The organism is Enterobacter cloacae complex sp. HYC033_NIDB (assembly GCF_056673335.1).
This window is the reverse complement of the sequence record NZ_CP115123.1, coordinates 2,578,025-2,597,303: the sequence shown is the minus strand read 5'-3', so window position 1 is coordinate 2,597,303 and position 19,279 is coordinate 2,578,025. Positions and strand designations below refer to the sequence as shown.

Annotated in this window: 20 protein-coding genes, 2 tRNA genes and 1 other RNA gene; 10 read left to right on the top strand and 13 right to left on the bottom strand. The window is 53.5% G+C overall.

The annotated features are described in order from the left end of the window. Positions 1 to 80 precede the first annotated feature (80 nt). Together mdoH and mdoG are read right to left on the bottom strand one after the other, a co-directional pair. Complete coding sequence (gene mdoH, locus O1721_RS12345) at positions 81 to 2,609, bottom strand: glucans biosynthesis glucosyltransferase MdoH (RefSeq protein WP_003858032.1); 2,529 nt, start codon at positions 2,607 to 2,609, stop codon at positions 81 to 83. Beyond that, a complete protein-coding gene (gene mdoG, locus O1721_RS12340; protein WP_015570847.1) occupies positions 2,602 to 4,155 on the bottom strand; it encodes a glucans biosynthesis protein MdoG in 1,554 nt (517 codons plus the stop codon). Before mdoG ends, mdoH begins: the two co-directional genes overlap by 8 nt. 255 nt (positions 4,156 to 4,410) lie before the next feature. Here mdoG and mdoC point away from each other — a divergent pair, with 255 nt between their 5' ends. Then, positions 4,411 to 5,550: a glucans biosynthesis protein MdoC gene (mdoC, locus tag O1721_RS12335; protein WP_032647966.1), complete on the top strand. Its 1,140-nt coding sequence runs from the start codon at positions 4,411 to 4,413 to the stop codon at positions 5,548 to 5,550. A gap of 41 nt (positions 5,551 to 5,591) precedes the next feature. On the opposite strand, the gene ymdB is transcribed toward mdoC, so the two are convergent. From ymdB to csgB, 5 genes are all read right to left on the bottom strand, one after another. Further along, positions 5,592 to 6,128, bottom strand: a complete 537-nt coding sequence (ymdB, locus tag O1721_RS12330) for an O-acetyl-ADP-ribose deacetylase (protein ID WP_015570849.1) — start codon at positions 6,126 to 6,128, stop codon at positions 5,592 to 5,594. A gap of 80 nt (positions 6,129 to 6,208) precedes the next feature. Continuing rightward, positions 6,209 to 6,529 (bottom strand): type 1 fimbrial protein, encoded by a 321-nt coding sequence (locus O1721_RS12325; protein ID WP_017384751.1) that lies wholly within the window; start codon positions 6,527 to 6,529, stop codon positions 6,209 to 6,211. Between the two features lie 153 nt (positions 6,530 to 6,682). After that, a complete protein-coding gene (csgC, locus tag O1721_RS12320) occupies positions 6,683 to 7,015 on the bottom strand; it encodes a curli assembly chaperone CsgC (protein ID WP_023296298.1) in 333 nt (110 codons plus the stop codon). 56 nt (positions 7,016 to 7,071) lie between these two features. Next, positions 7,072 to 7,527: a curli major subunit CsgA gene (gene csgA / locus O1721_RS12315; protein ID WP_003858043.1), complete on the bottom strand. Its 456-nt coding sequence runs from the start codon at positions 7,525 to 7,527 to the stop codon at positions 7,072 to 7,074. 39 nt (positions 7,528 to 7,566) lie between these two features. Then, positions 7,567 to 8,022 (bottom strand): curli minor subunit CsgB, encoded by a 456-nt coding sequence (csgB, locus tag O1721_RS12310; protein ID WP_032647963.1) that lies wholly within the window; start codon positions 8,020 to 8,022, stop codon positions 7,567 to 7,569. A gap of 743 nt (positions 8,023 to 8,765) precedes the next feature. Between csgB and csgD the strand changes: the two genes are divergently transcribed. Genes csgD through csgG form a run of 4 tightly spaced genes read left to right on the top strand, consistent with a single transcriptional unit; the run spans position 8,766 to position 11,113 of the window. Continuing rightward, entirely contained in the window at positions 8,766 to 9,416 is a 651-nt protein-coding gene (csgD, locus tag O1721_RS12305; RefSeq protein ID WP_032647961.1) for a biofilm master transcriptional regulator CsgD, read from the top strand. 4 nt (positions 9,417 to 9,420) lie between these two features. Then, positions 9,421 to 9,810 carry a curli production assembly/transport protein CsgE gene (csgE, locus tag O1721_RS12300; protein ID WP_003858052.1) on the top strand — a complete coding sequence of 130 codons (390 nt, stop codon included), beginning with the start codon at positions 9,421 to 9,423 and terminating at the stop codon, positions 9,808 to 9,810. 26 nt (positions 9,811 to 9,836) lie between these two features. Then, positions 9,837 to 10,253, top strand: coding sequence for a curli production assembly/transport protein CsgF (csgF, locus tag O1721_RS12295; RefSeq protein ID WP_003858054.1), 417 nt, complete (start codon positions 9,837 to 9,839; stop codon positions 10,251 to 10,253). Between the two features lie 26 nt (positions 10,254 to 10,279). Continuing rightward, positions 10,280 to 11,113, top strand: a complete 834-nt coding sequence (gene csgG, locus O1721_RS12290) for a curli production assembly/transport protein CsgG (protein ID WP_003858055.1) — start codon at positions 10,280 to 10,282, stop codon at positions 11,111 to 11,113. A gap of 43 nt (positions 11,114 to 11,156) precedes the next feature. Here csgG and O1721_RS12285 read toward each other — a convergent pair whose 3' ends face one another. The 4 genes from O1721_RS12285 to ghrA all read right to left on the bottom strand — a co-directional run bounded on the left by O1721_RS12285 (position 11,157) and on the right by ghrA (position 14,070). Beyond that, positions 11,157 to 11,639 (bottom strand): DUF1097 domain-containing protein, encoded by a 483-nt coding sequence (locus O1721_RS12285; RefSeq protein ID WP_072159654.1) that lies wholly within the window; start codon positions 11,637 to 11,639, stop codon positions 11,157 to 11,159. A 96-nt stretch (positions 11,640 to 11,735) separates the two neighbouring features. Continuing rightward, positions 11,736 to 12,290 carry a TorD/DmsD family molecular chaperone gene (locus O1721_RS12280; protein ID WP_003858059.1) on the bottom strand — a complete coding sequence of 185 codons (555 nt, stop codon included), beginning with the start codon at positions 12,288 to 12,290 and terminating at the stop codon, positions 11,736 to 11,738. Positions 12,291 to 12,309: 19 nt separating this feature from the next. Further along, positions 12,310 to 13,047 (bottom strand): phosphatase, encoded by a 738-nt coding sequence (locus O1721_RS12275; RefSeq protein ID WP_032647957.1) that lies wholly within the window; start codon positions 13,045 to 13,047, stop codon positions 12,310 to 12,312. Positions 13,048 to 13,131: 84 nt separating this feature from the next. Then, positions 13,132 to 14,070, bottom strand: a complete 939-nt coding sequence (gene ghrA / locus O1721_RS12270; RefSeq protein WP_017384758.1) for a glyoxylate/hydroxypyruvate reductase GhrA — start codon at positions 14,068 to 14,070, stop codon at positions 13,132 to 13,134. Positions 14,071 to 14,299: 229 nt separating this feature from the next. On the opposite strand from ghrA, the gene O1721_RS12265 reads away from it, so the two are divergent. Beyond that, positions 14,300 to 14,387, top strand: a tRNA-Ser gene (locus tag O1721_RS12265). A gap of 44 nt (positions 14,388 to 14,431) precedes the next feature. Beyond that, positions 14,432 to 14,568: non-coding RNA, RtT sRNA (locus tag O1721_RS12260), on the top strand. Positions 14,569 to 14,688: 120 nt separating this feature from the next. Here O1721_RS12260 and O1721_RS12255 read toward each other — a convergent pair. Beyond that, positions 14,689 to 15,594, bottom strand: a complete 906-nt coding sequence (locus O1721_RS12255) for a LysR family transcriptional regulator (RefSeq protein ID WP_032647954.1) — start codon at positions 15,592 to 15,594, stop codon at positions 14,689 to 14,691. A 109-nt stretch (positions 15,595 to 15,703) separates the two neighbouring features. Here O1721_RS12255 and O1721_RS12250 point away from each other — a divergent pair, with 109 nt between their 5' ends. The 3 genes from O1721_RS12250 to O1721_RS12240 all read left to right on the top strand — a co-directional run bounded on the left by O1721_RS12250 (position 15,704) and on the right by O1721_RS12240 (position 17,486). Beyond that, positions 15,704 to 16,564, top strand: coding sequence for a pirin family protein (locus O1721_RS12250; protein WP_015570855.1), 861 nt, complete (start codon positions 15,704 to 15,706; stop codon positions 16,562 to 16,564). A 19-nt stretch (positions 16,565 to 16,583) separates the two neighbouring features. Further along, positions 16,584 to 17,261 carry an isochorismatase family protein gene (locus tag O1721_RS12245; protein WP_003858068.1) on the top strand — a complete coding sequence of 226 codons (678 nt, stop codon included), beginning with the start codon at positions 16,584 to 16,586 and terminating at the stop codon, positions 17,259 to 17,261. Between the two features lie 137 nt (positions 17,262 to 17,398). Further along, a tRNA-Ser gene (locus tag O1721_RS12240) sits at positions 17,399 to 17,486 on the top strand. A gap of 244 nt (positions 17,487 to 17,730) precedes the next feature. Here O1721_RS12240 and O1721_RS12235 read toward each other — a convergent pair. After that, a complete protein-coding gene (locus O1721_RS12235; RefSeq protein WP_032647950.1) occupies positions 17,731 to 19,236 on the bottom strand; it encodes an alanine/glycine:cation symporter family protein in 1,506 nt (501 codons plus the stop codon). Positions 19,237 to 19,279 lie beyond the last annotated feature (43 nt).

The following is a 19,279-nucleotide window of genomic DNA, read 5'->3' as shown; positions in this document are numbered from 1 at the left end:
GACCTCTAAAAAAATACCGGCGATTAAGCCGGTATTTTATTTGGCGGGTGGCGCTTCGCTTACCCGCCCTACTTAACAACTTACTTCGCCTTCAGGGCCAGCGGATTGAGCTTCACGTCCTTGTAGTAGTTCACCCACGAAGAGTATCTCTCCGGAGAGGACCACACGCGGTAGTGAAGCCGTGCCATCGTCACCGGATCGCTCAACAACACCAGACGACGGTCGCGGTTAAGCTTTTCTGGCGTCTCGTTCAGCGCCTGCTCAACGTGGCGATCGCGGGCGATCTCCAGCACCTGGCTGGCGCGGTGACGCGCCGTCGCCATCGCGGTTGCCAGCGCGTTGAATGACGGGTTAAACACGGCATGCATAAAGCCATCATCCAGCGTGCGTTTGCGGTTCTGCTCCAGATAGGTATCGGTATCCACCAGCACCTGCGGCGGAGAATACTCTTCCGGGATCAGGAACAGCTTCCAGCGTTTGGTACGCAGGCCCACCGTGGAACGGCTGGAGATCACCGATACAAACGGCGACAGGATCAGCGAGAACACAATCGGCGCAAGCCAGAACAGGAAACGCAGATCCAGCCAGGCCATACCAACGGCCCACACCAGGCCCAGCAGCAGCTGAGAGCCGTGGCGCATAAAGGCTTCACTCCACGGCGTAGAGTCATCGTCACGCTGCGGTGAATTCCACACCACTTCCCATCCCAGGAACGCGCTCACCACAAACACCGTATGGAACAGCATACGCACCGGCGCCAGCAGGACCGAGAACAGCACTTCCAGCAGCAGTGAAAGGGTCACGCGGCAGAAACCACCGTACTCCTTCGAACCTTTGCACCAGATCAGAATGATACTGAGCAGCTTAGGCAGGAACAGCAGCACCATGGTCGACGCGAACAGCGCGATCGCCAGCTCCGGACGCCACTGCGGCCACACCGGGAACAGCTGGCGCGGTTGCAGGAAGTACTGCGGCTCCGTCAGGGCATGCACAACCTGCAACGCGGTTGAGAGCGCCAGGAACATAAACCACAGCGGCGCAGACAGATAGGACATAACGCCCGTCAGGAACACCGCACGGTGAACAGGGTGCATCCCTTTCACCAGGAACAGGCGGAAGTTCATCAGGTTACCGTGACACCAGCGGCGGTCGCGTTTGAGCTCATCCAGCAGGTTCGGCGGCAGCTCTTCATACGAGCCAGGCAGATCGTAGGCAATCCAGACTCCCCACCCTGCACGACGCATCAGCGCGGCTTCCACAAAGTCATGCGACAGAATGGACCCGGCAAACGACCCTTCACCCGGCAGCGGCGCCAGGGCGCAGTGCTCGATGAATGGCTTCACGCGGATAATGGCGTTGTGGCCCCAGTAGTGGGATTCACCCAACTGCCAGAAGTGCAGACCGGCAGTAAACAGCGGCCCGTAGACGCGGGTCGCAAACTGCTGGCAGCGCGCATACAGCGTGTCCATACCGGACGCTTTTGGCGAGGACTGAATAATTCCCGCGTTCGGGTTGGCTTCCATCAGACGGACCAGCCCGCTCAGGCAGTCGCCGCTCATCACGGAGTCTGCATCCAGTACCACCATGTAGCTGTACTGGTTACCCCAGCGACGACAGAAGTCATCGATGTTTCCGCTCTTACGCTTAACACGACGACGACGACGACGGTAGAAGATCTGCCCTTCGCCCTGCACCTCGGCAATCAGTTCCATCCAGGCTTTTTGCTCCGCCACGCAGATATCCGGATTGTAGCTGTCGCTCAGGATATAGACGTCGAAATGCGCCGCGTTACCGGTCGCCTTCACGGACTCCCAGGTAGCACGCAGCCCGGCGAATACGCGGTCAACGTCTTCGTTACAGATAGGCATGATCAGCGCGGTACGATGCTCAGGATTGAGGGGCTCATCCCCGACCGTCGACGCGGAAATGCTGTATTTGTCACGCCCCATCAGCAGTTGCAGGAAGCCCATCAGCGCCGTCCAGAACCCGGCGGAGACCCAACAGAACAGCACCGCGAACAGCAGAAGAATGCCGCTCTGTAAAATATACGGCAGCAGCTGCATGAAGGAGACCCAGATATCCTGGCCAATCATGTCAGCAGGGTTAATCAACGCCCAGCCCTGGTACGGCAGAATGGTTTTCATGTACCAGGTGGCGACAACCGTCTGCGCCAGCGTCAGCAGCAGCAGAATGTAACGACGAATCGTTCCCACGGTACGCCATTTCTGCTCGGATGCCTGCTGTTCTTTGGTCAGACGTGACAGATAGCGCGGCGTCACGTCACGCCCACGCAGGCGATCCCAGAAGCGGCCCACCGGGTTGGTGCGCCACGGATCGGGGAACATGGAGGAACGCGTGGCCTTCGGCATCGCCTGTAGCTGGTCACGCCCTTCGTCATCCTTGATTAGCTGCCCTTCTGCCAGCGAGTCCGGCCATGCCTGCTCCAGACGTGCCTTCACTGACCCCAGCGGCGTATCATCATCACGGGAAAAGTGACGATGTTCACCATCCAGCGCGGTGTGAACCGCGCGGATGTCGCTCGCAGGGAGTGCCGCTTTTTCAATGTCCGTCAGCGGCATGGCATCAATATATTCAGATGTATTATTCATTGGCAGGTAGCTGATAGCTCCAGGTTTCACTCAGCGGCTTATCGTTACTGACCAGCGCGGCGCGCATTTCAGTGGTCTGTTTCGGATCTTTCACCTTCACGCGCAGGGTCAAACGCCACCCTTTGGTGACCGGGTTGTAACGCACGGCGTTCTCAACGATTTCACCGTTATCGCCAATGCTGGCCTGTGCCGTCACGGCAGTATCCGGGGCCAGTTTTTTCATATCCTGCCCGGTGAAGTCCACGATAAATGCCAGCGTGCCATCCGGCTGACGAATCAGGTTTGACTGCTTCACGTCACCCGTCGAACGACGCGTCTGCATCACATACGCGTTATCCGGCGCATGCAGCTTGTCTTCGTCACGGCTGAAGGTGATCGCATACTTGAAGTTCATCTCTTTACCGGCTTCCGGCAGCTGATCCGGTGTCCAGTACGCCACAATGTTATCGTTGGTTTCATCGTTAGTTGGAATTTCAACCAGCTCAACCTTGCCTTTACCCCAGTCGCCTTTGGGCGTAACCCAGGCGCTTGGACGGAGATCGTAGCGGTCATCCAGATCTTCAAAGCGGGAGAACTGACGGCCACGTTGCAGCAGACCAAAGCCCTGCGGGTTTTCCATCGCAAAGCTGCTGACGGCGAGGTGTTTCGGGTTGTTCAGCGGACGCCAGATCCACTCGCCGTTACCCGCATGAATGGAGAGGCCATTGGAATCATGCAGTTCAGGACGGAAATTGGTCGCCGGAGAGGGCTGGTTCGGCCCGAACAGGAACATGCTGGTCAGCGGCGCGACGCCCAGTTTGCCCACTTTATCGCGCAGGTAAACTTTAGACTGTACGTCAACCACCGTGTCACGCCCTGGCATGATCACGAAGCGATAAGCGCCTGTCGCACGAGGGGAGTCCAGCAGCGCATAAATTGTCAGACGTTTGTCGGTTGGTTTTGGACGTTCGATCCAGAACTCGCGAAAACGTGGAAATTCTTCACCTGATGGCAGCGCGGTATCAATTGCCAGACCGCGCGCAGAAAGCCCGTACACCTGCCCCGCGCCAATCACGCGGAAGTAGCTGGCGCCAAGCATGCTGACGATTTCGTCGTTTTTATCTTTGCTGTTAATCGGATAAAGCACCTTGAAGCCTGCGAAGCCGAGGTCTTTTACCGTGTCTTTATCGTGTTGCACATCGCCAAAATTGAAATAATCCGGGCTGTACTTGATTTTGCGTACCGCGGTCGCCGTCACTTCGTTGATGGCAACCGGCGTGTCGAAGTACATACCCTGGTGGTAAAATTCAAGCTTGAACGGGGTTTTAATATTGTTCCAGTACGCTTTATCGTGATTGAACTGGATCTGCTGATAGTCCGCGTATTTCATGTCGCGGAAAACGGAGGGCAGGTTACTTTTTGGCGCTTCGTAGCTCTTGCCCGCCATCGATTTAGCCTGTTTTGCGACATCATCGATGTTAAAGGCCAGTGCAGATGAGGTATACAGTGACAACAGCACTGCTACACCCAACCAACGCATTTTCATCATTTGTGGTTTATGTTTCATAATAAGTAAGCACTTCCCCCTTTGTGTGCTTATATCGATCCGATCCATTTTAATGGAAACTCAGGCAATCCGACAACATTATCACTGCTTTGTTCAGCTCGCTGGCTCATGGATTAAGCAAATGAAAGAACCCGCTTTTCACTTTGCGTGCTTATCCTGGAGACAGGGTGTCGGTCTTGGTGTAGGGTTGGCTCCGAATGTAACCATTATGAGCCTTAGGGATAAGGCGAAAAGTCTGAGAATGCGCAAAGTTATATGAGCACAACCCCTGTACAACGTGAATATTTCCTCGACTCGATCCGCGCATGGCTCATGCTATTGGGGATCCCTTTTCATATTTCACTGATCTATTCCAGCCACACCTGGCACGTGAACAGCCAGATTCCCTCCTGGTGGCTGACGCTGTTTAATGATTTTATCCATGCCTTCCGCATGCAGGTGTTTTTTGTCATTTCCGGTTATTTCTCTTACATGCTCTTCTTGCGCTATCCCCTCAAACGATGGTGGAAAGTGCGCGTGGAGCGCGTGGGCATACCGATGTTGACGGCCATTCCGCTGCTGACGCTGCCGCAGTTCATCATGTTGCAGCATATTAAAGGCAAGGCGGAAAACTGGCCGAATCTCTCCTTCTATGAGAAATACAATACCCTGGTCTGGGAGCTGATTTCCCACCTCTGGTTCCTGCTGGTACTGGTGGTGCTAACCACGGTGAGTTTGTTGATCTTCAGCCAGCTGCGCCAGCGCGCGAGCACCGCATCCTCGACCTTCTTCGCCAACATCACCCTGGGCAAGCTGTCTCTGCTGTTTCTTGCGCTGGGGATCGCGTATGCCGCCGTCAGGCGTACCCTGCTCATTGTCTACCCTCCCATTCTGAGCGATGGGCTGTTTAATTTCGTGGTGATGCAGACCCTGTTCTACATTCCCTTCTTCCTGATTGGGGCGCTGGCATTTATTCATCCCCGGCTTAAAGCGCTGTTTACCACCCCCTCCCCCTGGTGTGCGGTGGGTGCTGCGCTGGCCTTTGCCGCCTATCTTCTCAATCAGCGCTATGGCAGCGGGGACGCGTGGATGTATGAGACAGAGAGCGTGATAACGATGCTGATGGGCCTGTGGATGGTTAACGTAGTGTTCGCCCTTGGCCATCGTCTGCTGAATTTTAAATCCAGCCGCGTTACCTATTTCGTTAATGCTTCGCTGTTTATCTACCTGGTTCACCATCCGCTGACGCTGTTTTTCGGGGCGTACATTACGCCGCATATCGCCTCGAATGCGCTGGGCTTCTTCACCGGCCTGGTCTTTGTGGTTGGCATTGCCATCGTGTTGTATGAAATCCATCTGCGGATCCCGCTTTTGCGTTTCCTGTTCTCAGGCAAACCTCAGGTTAAAGCGGGATAACAAAACGGCGCCTCCAGGGCGCCGTTTTTGCACTTCAGACATCAAAATGCCTGGCTGCGCGCGGTCAAAATCCGCTGATACAGGTCGGCGGTGTGCTCATCGAAACAGACAAAAATGACTTTTTCCGGCATGGGTTTGAGGGAAAGGTAGTGATAAACGGTATTCACGGCGATTGTAGCTGCCGCTTCCTTTGGATAACCGTATACCCCGGTGCTAATGGCGGGGAACGCCATGGTCTTGTACCCGTTATCCGCCGCAAGCCGCAGGCAGTTCCGATACGCCTGCTCCAGAATCTCAGCCTCATGGCGGTCGCCACCGTGCCAGACGGGTCCAACGGTATGGATCACCGCTTTGGCCGGGAGATCGCCTGCAAGCGTAATAACAGCATGCCCCGGCGGGCACTCTCCCTGCTGCTGACGCACGGTTTTGCATGCTTCAAGGAGTTGAGGGCCTGCGGCCCGGTGAATGGCACCGTCCACCCCGCCCCCCCCCATCAGGGAGGAATTGGCTGCGTTGACGATCACGTCAACGTGTACCGTCGTGATATCGCCATGAATAACGTCGATTTGCGGTCTCATAAACACCCTCTGCAACCCGCCTTTTTCATCAGTGTATCGCAGAGGGAGAAGGAGAAAAACTGCCGTGAAAAAAACGTCGGTTAGCGGTAATCCACCTGAACGACCGCAAGCGTTTTCTGTTCATTCAGGTATTTCATGCTGACAGCGGCCAGAGCTGAATGAGGATGATGGCCCCGGAGCGCCTCGTCATAACTGATGGTATGCGTTTTCATACGGTTATTTTCCGGACAGGAGATCGCAAACTGCTGATGCCGGGGCGTGACTTCGCACGGGTCAGCGACCACCGCGCCACGAAAATGAATCACCCCACCATTTTCTATAGTTGCTGAATAAGCCGGAGATAAAAAAGAGGACAGGATCAGTCCCAGACCAGAAATAATACACGCTGCGGATTTGAACATTATTTGTACTCCTCAATGAAATTCGTCCTTGAGGGGTAAAAACGCTCCGTTATGACGTATCAATTTAAGCAACCCGATGACTGGGTTCTTGATATCAGCATAGCTTACCTGTGCAGCGCCGCCACTTTATTAAATCATTGATTTCATGAATTATTAAAGCGTACTTGCCGGTGCGTTCCACTGCTGTGATAAATGAAGCGATTTTCCATCAGAAACGGTGACGATTATTTTTACCGCATCCCCTGAACGAATATTTAAACTGATTCGCGTTAAATCAATCGGCTGATTAGCGGGTATAAAAAGAGTATTTTTCTGCCGCGATGTACTTTGTCCCGCTTGCCCCTGTCGGACAGATAACACCTCAACCTGACATTCGCAGGCGTCTGCCAGCGTGACCTGAGGAATAATGGTTGTCATATTTGCCTGCTGTGAGGTGCTGAACGTTATCTGGCTGGCAAGCGCAGCAAGGAGAATGAAGGTGCTCATGAGATCCTCCCGAAAAAAAACAGGGCACATGCCCTGTTTTTTGGTACAGAATTGAATCAGTACTGATGTGCGGTCGCGTTGTTGCCAAAGCCAACCTGGTGCACAGTCACCGTTGAGCCGGACGCTGTCTGGTCTACCGCCGCGCCGTTGCCGCCGCCGAACTGTTTCACGTTAATAACAGAGTCTTTGCTATTCCACTGGTCGATGGTGGCGCTGTTACCAAAGCCTTTTTGCAGCAGATCGATAGAACTGTCATCAGAGCCCTGACCAACATCTGCGCCGTTACCGCCACCGTGCTGGGTAATGGTCAATTCAGAATCTCGGGCGTCCGTCTGCAAAGCAAGCGCGGAGTTACCGCCGCCGTACTGGTAAATGCTCAGGGTTGAGTCAGGGCCGTTATTGCCGCCACCCCAGCCACCACCGTGGCCGCCGCCAAATTGTGGTACCGCACCTGCGAAAGCACTGCCAGAAACTACGATTGCTGCAATAACTGCCACTTTGAAAAGTTTCATGGTAAACCCCCATCGGATTGATTAAGGCGTCACACATCGCTAGCGTTGAATAACGCGAATAGCCATTTGCGACTGTCTCTGTACTACAACTGCTGTTTTCTGCGTACCATACTGCGTTATATTCGCCCTGTTACCCGAGCCTTTCTGGATAATCATGGCGGTGTTGCCAAAAGCGCCCTGCTTAATACTCGCATCGTTGCCGTTACCGGTCTGATCGATATAAGCAAGGTTATACGTCCCTGACTGATCAACATGCGCGCGGTTATTCCCGCCCTCCTGGGAAATAATGGACAGCAATTTAGAACCGCCCTGGCGTACATCAGCATTATTACCTGAACCCTGTTGACCAATAATGGCTGCCTGATTGTATGAAGCTTTACTTAATTCATTTATCGCAAAATTATATTCAGAACTGGCTAAATCTGAATCACCTGCGATTACAAACCCAGGCGCACCCAGTAATGTAAACATCATAAACAACGTTTTGTTTTTCATGCTGTCACCCTGGACCTGGCTATAAAATAGGTATGTCTTTACCCGTTAACGCGATTCGTTTTGTTAACGCCGCGTTACGGAAAAGAGTATGTCTGCCGAAACATATTTAATATCTCACCCGTGTGCCTTATTTTTATATGCTCATTCACCTCAAAGTCGTAAATCTCGCCTGAAACGACGCGACACACCACTAATGCAGAAATAAATTCTTGTCTGAGCGTCTGGACAACAGCGAGACAGGCTGTCCAACCTGTACCGGCTTCTACAGACAAACACGGCAATGTCTTTTGCCAGGGGCGTGACACGAAGCAAGTTTTCTTAAGAAAAATTTCCAGCTTAGAGAAGTCTTAACTTTTTAGCTGAGTTCATACTTTTTACCGGCTGGCTTACAATAATTAAAAGCTCAATAATTCAATTCGTTATAATATATTGTATGACTTTCAAAATCTGTGCACGTTTATACACCTGTACAACTTTCCCCTTATCTTAAAATCTATTCACCCTTAAAAATACACAACTTAATATCGAATTTTACATTCTGTTACATGATTAACACTTGCTTTAAAGTTTGCAATAGCTAGATTGAAAACAGCAGTACGTTATTTGTTTTTAATTTTACCGCCTCCTTTGGAGGAAGGTTTTTTAACTACACACAGCAGTGCCACACCTGTCAGTACTTCTGGTGCCCTTTTCAATAATACGAGGGCAGCTGCCGGGTGTCATAAATAACGTGGGGTTTCATCATGTTTAATGAAGTCCATAGCTTACCCGGTCATACATTATTGTTGATCACAAAACCTTCCTTACAAGCGACAGCGTTATTGCAGCATTTAAAACAATGCCTCTCGCTTAACGGGAAACTGCATAATATTCAACGTTCTTTTGATGATATCGCTCCCGGCAGCATCATTCTTCTCGATATGATGGAAGCGGATAAAAAACTGGTCCATTACTGGCAGGATAATTTAAGCAGGAAAAACAATGATATCCGCGTATTGTTATTAAATACGCCTGATGAGTATCCTTTCCGCGATATTGAGAGCTGGCCGCATATTAACGGCGTGTTTTACGTCACTGAAGAAGAAAACCGTGTCGTGGAGGGTTTGCAGGGCATATTGCGGGGGGAGTGTTATTTCTCGCAAAAACTGGCCAGCTACCTCATTACCCACTCCGGAAATTATCGCTATAACAGTTCAGAATCTGCACTTCTGACGCACCGTGAGAAAGAGATCCTGAACAAACTGCGTATTGGTGCTTCAAATATTGAAATCGCCCGTTCGTTATTTATCAGCGAAAATACGGTTAAGACGCATCTTTATAATCTTTTCAAAAAGATAGCTGTTAAAAATCGCACGCAGGCGGTGTCGTGGGCAAACGATAACCTCAGGCGTTAATAGCATGAAACGCACCCTAAGTTGGATTGCCGCCGCAGGCATTATGCTTGCTGCCGGAAACCTTCAGGCTGTTGAGGTGGAAGTTCCCGGACTGTTGACCGACCACACCGTCACCTCTGTCGGACACGATTTTTATCGTGCCTTCAGCGATAAGTGGGAAAGCGATTATCCGGGTAACTTAACCATCAACGAACGGCCCAGTGCGCGGTGGGGAAGCTGGATCACAATAACCGCTAATCAGGACGTTATTTACCAGACTTTTTTATTCCCAACGAAAAGAGACTTCGATCAGAACGTCGCTTTCGCGCTGGCACAAACAGAAGAAGCTATTAACCGCCTACAGTTAGACAAAGCCCTTTTGAGCACAGGCGATTTAGCAAAAGATGAGTTCTAGCAACGACACCTATTTCGGAGGCTGTAATGCGTCTCGCACACACAGTGATTTCGTTAATGCTCATTGCGCCGTTGAGCTGGGCCGGAAATATGACATTCCAGTTCCGCAACCCTAATTTTGGCGGCAACCCGAATAACGGAGCCTTTATGCTTAACCAGGCTCAGGCTCAAAACTCTTATAAAGACCCCAGCTATGACGATGATTTCGGTATCGAGACTCCGTCGGCCCTGGATAATTTCACTCAGGCCATCCAGTCGCAAATATTAGGTGGCTTATTAACTAACATTAATACCGGAAAACCCGGCCGGATGGTCACTAACGACTTTATCGTCGATATTGCCAATAAAGACGGGCAGCTTCAGTTAAATGTGACAGACCGAAAAACCGGTAAAACGTCGACAATCCAGGTTTCCGGTTTGCAGACCAGTTCAACTGATTTCTAAACAACCCCAAAATAAGGACAATTATTATGCAGCGCTTTTTTATTTTAGTTGCAGTGTGCTTATTAAGCGGTTGTTTAACTGCCCCGCCAAAAGAAGCCGCTAAACCCACCCTAATGCCTCGTGCCCAGAGCTACCGGGATCTGACACATCTGCCGGTCCCTACCGGGAAGATATTCGTCTCGGTCTATAACATTCAGGATGAGACGGGCCAGTTCAAACCGTATCCGGCCAGTAACTTCTCGACGGCCGTACCGCAGAGCGCCACCGCGATGCTGGTCACCGCCCTGAAAGATTCTCGCTGGTTTATCCCGCTGGAACGTCAGGGGCTGCAAAACCTGCTTAACGAACGAAAAATCATTCGTGCCGCGCAGGAGAATGGTACCGTTGGCGTCAATAACCGCATGCCGCTACAGTCTCTCACCGCAGCCAATATCATGGTGGAAGGCTCGATTATCGGCTACGAAAGTAACGTGAAATCGGGCGGCGCGGGTGCGCGTTACTTTGGCATCGGGGCCGACACGCAGTATCAGCTGGATCAGATTGCCGTCAACCTGCGCGTGGTTAACGTGAGCACGGGTGAGATATTATCCTCCGTGACCACCAGCAAAACGATTCTCTCTTATGAAGTGCAGGCCGGGGTGTTCCGCTTTATCGATTACCAGCGTCTGCTGGAGGGTGAAATTGGCTATACCTCTAACGAGCCGGTCATGCTGTGTCTGATGTCGGCCATCGAAACCGGCGTGATTTTCCTGATTAATGACGGTATCGATCGCGGCTTGTGGGATCTTCAGAATAAAAGTGACGTGAGTAATGCGGTGCTGGTGAAATACCGTGAGATGTCGGTGCCGCCGGAGTCATAATCGGCGGCGCATAAAAAAGGCGAGATTTCCGTCTCGCCTTTTTTTATTTACTTACCGCAGGAACGCTCTGGCTCTTCTCGCGTCGGGCCGCAAGCCAGAGGCCGCTGTTCTTCATGGCGTAGCCAAACAGTAACCCCAGCATGAGCGAAGGGACCACCAGCTTCCAGTCCCCCTGCCCCGCAAAGGTCGCGCAGGCACCCATGAACGTGCCGGGCACAAAGGACAACAGCAGATGTTTTGCCTGAACGCACATCAGGAAGGCCACAATGCCGGTGATGGCGTACCCCAGGATTTCCACATGCGGCGCCAGCGCGCTGCCTTTCATAATGACCAGCGCCCAAATCACACCGCTCATCAGAGTACAGCCGGAGATGAAGAGCCCTTTGAGACCACCCTGCGGGCAGGCGAAATAGGCCGTGCAGCCAAGAAAACCAGCCCAGCTCAACAAGCCGAGAGAGACAGCCACCCAACCCCAGAGGCCGGAGAGGATGCCAGTCGTGATTGCAATACAAAGTAGTATGTTCATGGTGCGCATCTTAGCAGATGCGCACCTTAGAAATGAGATCAGAAGCACATTACGTGCAAGTTGAAATGTATCGTTGCAGGATTTTTGTGATTCAAATCACTCTTCGTTCTCTTCTTCCAGCTCGTCCCACATGGCAGCGATGGCGTCACGCGTCAGCGGAGCCAGCGTTCTCCAGAACGGCGAGGTGGCATGGGCTTCAACTTTACCCAGGAAGGTGCCAACCCACGGAAGCAAATACGTTTCGAACAGGGTTTCAATCGCCTCGTTCTCATCATCACCTGCATTATCTTCAATCCAGGAGGCCGCCAGCAGCAGGGTACCGATATGATCGGCAGGCATATCCGTCAGCGGCATGCCGCGTTCTGAAAGAAACGCCCGAACCTCCGCTTCGGTCGCACCTTCCTGCCAGGCAGAACGATACGGCGACACGCGACACTCTTCTCCCACAAACAGCGCGTTGTAATCCGTTGAAATCTGCTGCATATCGCAGCTTTTTTGCAAGCGTTCCAGCAACTCATCCTGTTCCAGCGGCCAGCTCTGCGCCAGTTTACCTTCACGAATCAGGGTAAACAGCGGAACCAGCAGCGGATCCTGCGGCTGGCGGTAATATAAGGTGCCCAGCACGCGGCAAAGGATGGAAAACTCATTCATGTTTTTATTCCGTTATTAATTAAAGATCGGCAAATTCATCAATCGGCGCCATGCCGCGCGACTCAAGGAAGTCGAGCATACGACGCGGCGTGACGTTCAGGATCTGTTCTTCCGGGAAATTCACGTCCCGCAATATTTTCAGGCACTCGCTGAAATCACCCAGCGTGAAGGCCGTGTGTGAATCAGAGCCCAGCGCCACCACGCCGCCCGCGTCGCGCACGGCCGCCGCCACTTCGCGGCAGTTGGCTTCACTGCCCTTACGCGAGTGAACAAAGGAGGAGTTGTTAATCTCCAGAGCCACGCGGTGCTTCGCTGCCGCCTGCGCCACGGCCTGAATATCAATCGGGTATTTCGGATTTCCCGGGTGGCTAATAATGTGCACGTTGCCGCTGGCAATAGTGGCAATCATCGCTGCGGTGTTGGTCTCTTTATCCTGGGGCGCAAAGACCGGCTCGTGGAAGCCGGCGAGGATCAGATCTAACGAGGTCAGCATCGGGCCGGTGCAGTCAATCTCACCGTCAGTATTTTTGATGTTCGCTTCGATGCCGCGCAGTATCCCGATACCGTCCACCAGGCGTGGCCAGATACGCATATTCACAAAATGCCAGTAGTGCGGCGCATCCGCCATATCCGGACCGTGATCGGTTATCGCAAACAGTTTAATGCCTTTCAGCTTCGCCTGAGCGATATAATCATGGAGGTTACTGTAAGCGTGGGTACTGGCGACGGTGTGCATATGCAGGTCAACGGGATACATCTTTCTCTCCTCTGCGGTTTTTCCAAAGGATAGCAGTTATCAGCGGCGAATATTAGCAAAAACCCGGCGAACGCCGGGTTTCTCTCAGTAGCCTCGCTGTCTGTCGACCTGTCCGGTCACCGCGTTGCCCTTCTCTATTTCGCTGATGGTATGCGAGATGTACGCCACGGCCTCCGCCGGTCGCGTCACGGCCGCAATATGAGGCGTCATCGCCACGCGCGGATGTGCCCAGAGCGGGCTGTCTGTCGGCAGCGGTTCGCGGCTATAGACATCCAGCATTGCGCCTTTCAGTTTACCGCTATCCAGCGCTTTCAGCAGATCGTCTTCCACAACGTGTACCCCGCGCGCCAGGTTCATTAAGTAGCTGTCTTCTGCCAACTGGTTGAGGAGCGTGCCATTGATAATGCCGACCGTTTCCGCCGTATTCGGCAGCAGGTTAATGAGGACGCGAGTCCCTTTCAGGAACGCCGGGAGTTCGTCCGTTCCGGCAAAGCTCTCGACGCCTGGATAATCCTTACGGCTCCGGCTCCAGCAGCGCAGTGGGAAGCCCCACGGCGCGAGCGCTTCGGCGACTTTCGAACCCAGTACACCCGCGCCGAGGATGCCGATGGTGAAATCTTCATGCTGATAATCCGGAAGCGGTTCCCAGTGGGATTGCTGTTTAAACGCCTGATAATCGTCGAAACGTCGGAACCAGTGCAGCACCTGGCTCACGGCATATTCCTGCATCTGCTGCCCCATACCGGTATCTTCCAGACGAAACAGGGGAATATCCTCCGGCAGCATTTCAGGGTGTGCCTTCAGCTTACTGAGAATGGAATCCACACCCGCACCAAGAGCAAACACCGCCTTCAAACGGCGTCCCTGAAGCATTTCGACCGGGGGATGCCAGACCAGCGCGTAGTCGGCATGTTCATTATCGCCCTGTTTCCATTCGCGAACGCGTGCGCCAGGCAGTGCCGCCGTGAGCGCGTTAATCCAGTAAGCCGTATCAAAAGTGGGGTGATAGAAGATAATATCCATAGTCATTGCCTTTTATTGCGCTGTTTTATTTTCATTTTCAACTGGCTTGCCAGCATAACAAATTTATCGCTAAACCGCGTTGCTGATAAAAGAGGCGCATTTCGCACATTTCGGAATCAGGTTGCCTGAAGTTTGTCTAAATACGCTAAATTACTGAAAAAGTGGGTTGACGGCAGTACGGCTTTTCCTTACATTAGCGCCCGTCCCGACAACAACGGGATGACAATATGGTGAGGTGTCCGAGTGGCTGAAGGAGCACGCCTGGAAAGTGTGTATACGGCAACGTATCGGGGGTTCGAATCCCCCCCTCACCGCCATATTTGAAGAAGAGCTCGCATGAAAATGCGGGCTTTTTTTTCGCATGTTGCACGCCTTTGGGGGGATGAGAACCCCCGACCGGGGTTCGACAACTGGCGCAGCCAGTTGGACAGACTGAGAGCGTAGCGAACAGGCTGCCCGAAGGGCGAGCGAAGCGAGTCAATCCCCCCCTCACCGCCATATTCAAGACAAGAGCTCGTACGAAAGTACGGGCTTTTTTCTTTTATATTCTCCGCAAGGAGATTCGCTCCCTGCGTTCTTTATGTCGGGTGGCGCTACGCTTACCCGACCTACAAAAAGCTAGTCTTCAACCATCTTTGCATACTCTTCGGTGAGAAAATCCACCAGCGTCCTGACCGATGGCAGCAGGCCGCGCCGGGATGGATACACCGCGTGGATCACTTCCCGTCTGGGTTCCCAGGCATTCAGCACCCGAACAAGTTCACCTGAAGCCAGCTGATCCTTCACCATCAAAATGGGCAGCTGTACCACGCCCACGCCCGCCATCGCCGCCTCCCGCAGCGCCAGCATGTCGGTAGTCACCAGGCGCGGCGTGAAGTGAATTTCTGCCTTTGCGCCCTCCGGCCCGCTCAATTCCCACTTATGCAGGTGCTTGCCCGCCCCCATACTTAACCCCGGCCACTCGCTGAGTTCAGAGGGCATCGCCGGGTTGCCCATCCGTTCAATCAGTGCCGGCCCGGCAACCAGACAATGCCCCCTGTCCGCCAGCACCCTTAATACCAGATCGCTGTCATCAAACGGGCGCGGACGAACGCGGATCGCCACATCCACCCCCTCCGCCACCAGATCGACCCGGCGGTTGGTGGCTTCGAGCTGGAGGTTGATCCCTGGATAGCGCGCCATAAACCGCGCCAGCATGGGCCCCACGTGAACGTGCAGCAATGTGACAGGACAGGTGATCCGGACCATACCGCGCGGCTCAGCCTGTAAAGCAGCCACCGCCTCCTCCGCAGCTTCAGCTTCCACCAGCATGGCTTTACAGTGCTGATAGAATGTCTGCCCCACCTCCGTCACCGCAAACTGCCGCGTGGTACGTTGTATCAACCGAACGCCCAGGCGTTCTTCCAGCTGCGCAATCCGACGGCTCAGTTTCGACTTAGGCTGATCGAGCGCCCGACCCGCCGCCGCAAAGCCACTATGCTCCACCACCTTCACAAACCATACGAAATCATTGAGATCCTGCATACGCCTCCATTGTTCCATTTAAGGAACAGTGAATGTCATTTTTGCTATCTACCGGGATATTAACCCTGAATATAAGCTAATTCCATCAACAGGACATCAGGAGTTAATCATGAAAAACGTAACAGGCGTGTATACCGCACCTCGGCCGCACTGGGTCGGTGACGGTTTTCCGGTTCGTTCGATGTTTTCTTACCAGACGCACGGCGAGCCCCTGAGCCCGTTCCTGCTGCTGGACTACGCCGGACCGCATACCTTCCCGGCGGACGGCGCGAAACGCGGCGTGGGCGAGCATCCTCATCGCGGTTTTGAAACGGTGACCATCGTCTACTCAGGCGAAGTGGAGCACCGTGATTCCACCGGCAGAGGCGGCGTTATTGGCCCAGGCGATGTGCAGTGGATGACGGCAGGCGCAGGCATTTTGCACGAGGAGTTCCACTCCAGCGCGTTTTCGCAGAAAGGCGGTGAACTGAAAATGATGCAGCTGTGGGTCAACCTGCCCGCCAAAGACAAAATGGCGACGCCTGGCTACCAGAGCATCACTCAGTCGGATATCCCGGTGGTCACCCTGCCGGATAACAGCGGAACATTGCGCGTGATTGCTGGCCGTTTTGGAGAGGTAACCGGCCCGGCGCATACCTTCTCACCGCTGAACGTGTGGGATCTCGCGCTGCGCCAGGGTAGCCATCTGACGCTCAATCAGCCCGAAGGCTGGAGCACGGCGCTGGTTGTCGTTGAAGGCAGCGTGACGGTGAACGGCACCACGCCTGCCGGTGAGGCGCAACTGGTCGTGCTGAGTCAGAGCGGTGACAAACTGCATCTCGAAGCCAGCAGCGATGCCAAAGTGCTGCTGATGGCCGGGGAGCCGCTGAATGAACCCATCGTGGGCTATGGCCCGTTTGTGATGAACAGTAAAACCGAAATTGCCGAGGCTATTCGCGATTTCAACTCCGGCCGCTTTGGCCAAATCTAAACGTAATAAGGAGCGCATTATGTCTACCCCTGCAAACTTCAACGGTGCACGTCCCGTTATTGACGTAAACGATGCCGTTATGCTGCTTATCGATCACCAGAGCGGGCTGTTCCAGACCGTAGGAGACATGCCAATGCCTGAGCTGCGCGCCCGTGCAGCAGCGCTGGCAAAAATCGCCTCGCTGGCGAAGATCCCGGTGATCACCACGGCGTCGGTTCCACAGGGACCGAACGGCCCGCTTATCCCGGAGATCCACGCCAACGCGCCGCACGCACAGTATGTGGCACGCAAGGGTGAGATCAACGCCTGGGATAACCCGGAGTTCGTGGCGGCGGTGAAAGCCACCGGGCGCAAAACGCTGATTATCGCGGGGACGATCACCAGCGTCTGCATGGCCTTCCCGTCCATCAGCGCGGTGGCGGACGGATATAAAGTGTTTGCGGTGATTGATGCCTCCGGCACCTACAGCAAAATGGCGCAGGAGATCACCCTGGCGCGCGTAGTGCAGGCAGGCGTGGTGCCGATGGACACGGCTGCTGTTGCTTCCGAAATTCAGCGCACGTGGAACCGTGAAGATGCGGGTGAATGGGCTGAGGTGTACACACACATCTTCCCGGCCTACCAGCTGCTGATCGAAAGCTACAGCAAAGCGCAGGACGTGGTGAAAAATAGCGAAGTGCTCGATTCGCAGCGTTAATCCTGCGCGCTGCGACATAAGCTGATTAAGGCTTAACCGAACAAGCACGAATGCTGAAAATCTGCTTGACCGTTTTAGCGCAACTCCCTATAGTAGCGCCCCGTTGCCCCCCAAGCGGTCAGGCAGCAAAACAATATGGTGAGGTGTCCGAGTGGCTGAAGGAGCACGCCTGGAAAGTGTGTATACGGCAACGTATCGGGGGTTCGAATCCCCCCCTCACCGCCATATTTAAGATGAGAGCTCGTACGAAAGTACGGGCTTTTTTCTTTTATATTCTCCGAAAAGGGGGGGATGAGAACCCCCGACTGGGGTTCGACAACTGGCGGCAGCCAGTTGGACAGACTGAGAGCATAGCGAACAGGCTGCCCGCAGGGCGAGCGAAGCGAGTCAATCCCCCCCGGTGCGACACGAGCTGCCTCACCTACAAAAAAAAGCCCGTACAAAAGCACGGGCCTGTCTCAACCATTCCTCAGCTATTCAGCTTTCCAGCCGGTTGCTTTCCCTCGGGAGCAAGTCTCTGGCCAATATTCAAACCCGCTTCATCCTTACGCTCCTCCAGCCAGTAATCCGCATTTTTAATCCCCAGCCGAACCGGGTCAAAGTGTGGATCCAACCCCTGTGCATTCTGGATTTCATAATCCTTCAGGCTGGCAAACGCTTTTTTATGCAACAGAACGATGGCAATAATGTTGAGCCATGCCATCAGCCCTACGCCGATATCCCCTAATCCCCAGGCCAGATCCGCGGTGCGTACCGTGCCATATACCGTCGAAGCCATCAGACACAGCTTGAGCAGGAACGTCAGCCACGGGCGATGAATCTTACGGTTGATGTAGGCGATATTCGTTTCAGCGATGTAGTAGTAAGCAATGATCGTGGTGAAGGCAAAGAAGAACAGCGCGATGGCAACAAAGTAATTACCGAAGCCCGGCATCATACTTTCCATTGCCGTCTGGACATATCCCGGTCCTGCGGCCACGCCCGCTATTCCGGTATAGAGCGCTGCGCCGTCGACGCCCTGCACGTTATACAGCCCGGTGATCAACAGCATAAACCCGGTCGCGGAGCAGACAAACAGCGTGTCGATGTACACGGAGAACGCCTGAACCAGCCCCTGTTTCACCGGATGGCTTACGGCCGCCGCCGAGGAGGCATGTGGCCCGGTACCCTGCGCCGCCTCGTTGGAATAGACGCCACGCTTCACGCCCCACATGATGGCCTGGCCCAGAATAGCGCCAAACCCAGCTTCAAGGCCAAAAGCACTTTTCCAGATCAGCAATATAACTGAAGGAAGCTGATCAATATTGATAGCGATAATCACGCACGCCACAATAATATAGCCGAGCGCCATAAACGGAACCACCATGCTGCTAAAGCTGGCAATCCTTTTTACGCCACCAAAAATAATAAAACTCAACAGCACAGCAAGTAACGCCGCCGTGACATTTGGGTTCAGACCAAAGGCAATATCCAGGCTCGCACCAATAGAGTTTGCCTGCACACCTGGCAGTAATAATCCGCAGGAGAAAATCGTTACGATGGCAAATAACCATGCGTACCACTTCACGCCTAACCCTTTCTCAATATAAAAGGCAGGACCACCACGATATTCGCCGTTAATTTTCTCTTTATAAACCTGACCTAACGTGGATTCGACAAAAGCAGAGCTTGCCCCCAAAAATGCCACGATCCACATCCAGAAAAGCGCACCGGGTCCACCAAAGGTAATGGCGGTCGCTACACCGGCAATATTCCCTGTCCCCACGCGGCCCGCCAGCGTCATCGTCAGCGCCTGAAACGACGACACGCCTGCCTCGGTAGGACGCCCCTGAAACATCAGTGTAATCATAAGTTTTATATGCCGTAATTGCAGAAAACGACTACGCAGCGAGAAATAGAGGCCGACACCCAGACATAAAAATATTAACGCCGGGCTCCAGATAACACCATTAATTGCACTAACCAGTTCGTTCATGTATGACCCTTAGCGTGATGTTCCAGAGGAAACGATCCCCTGG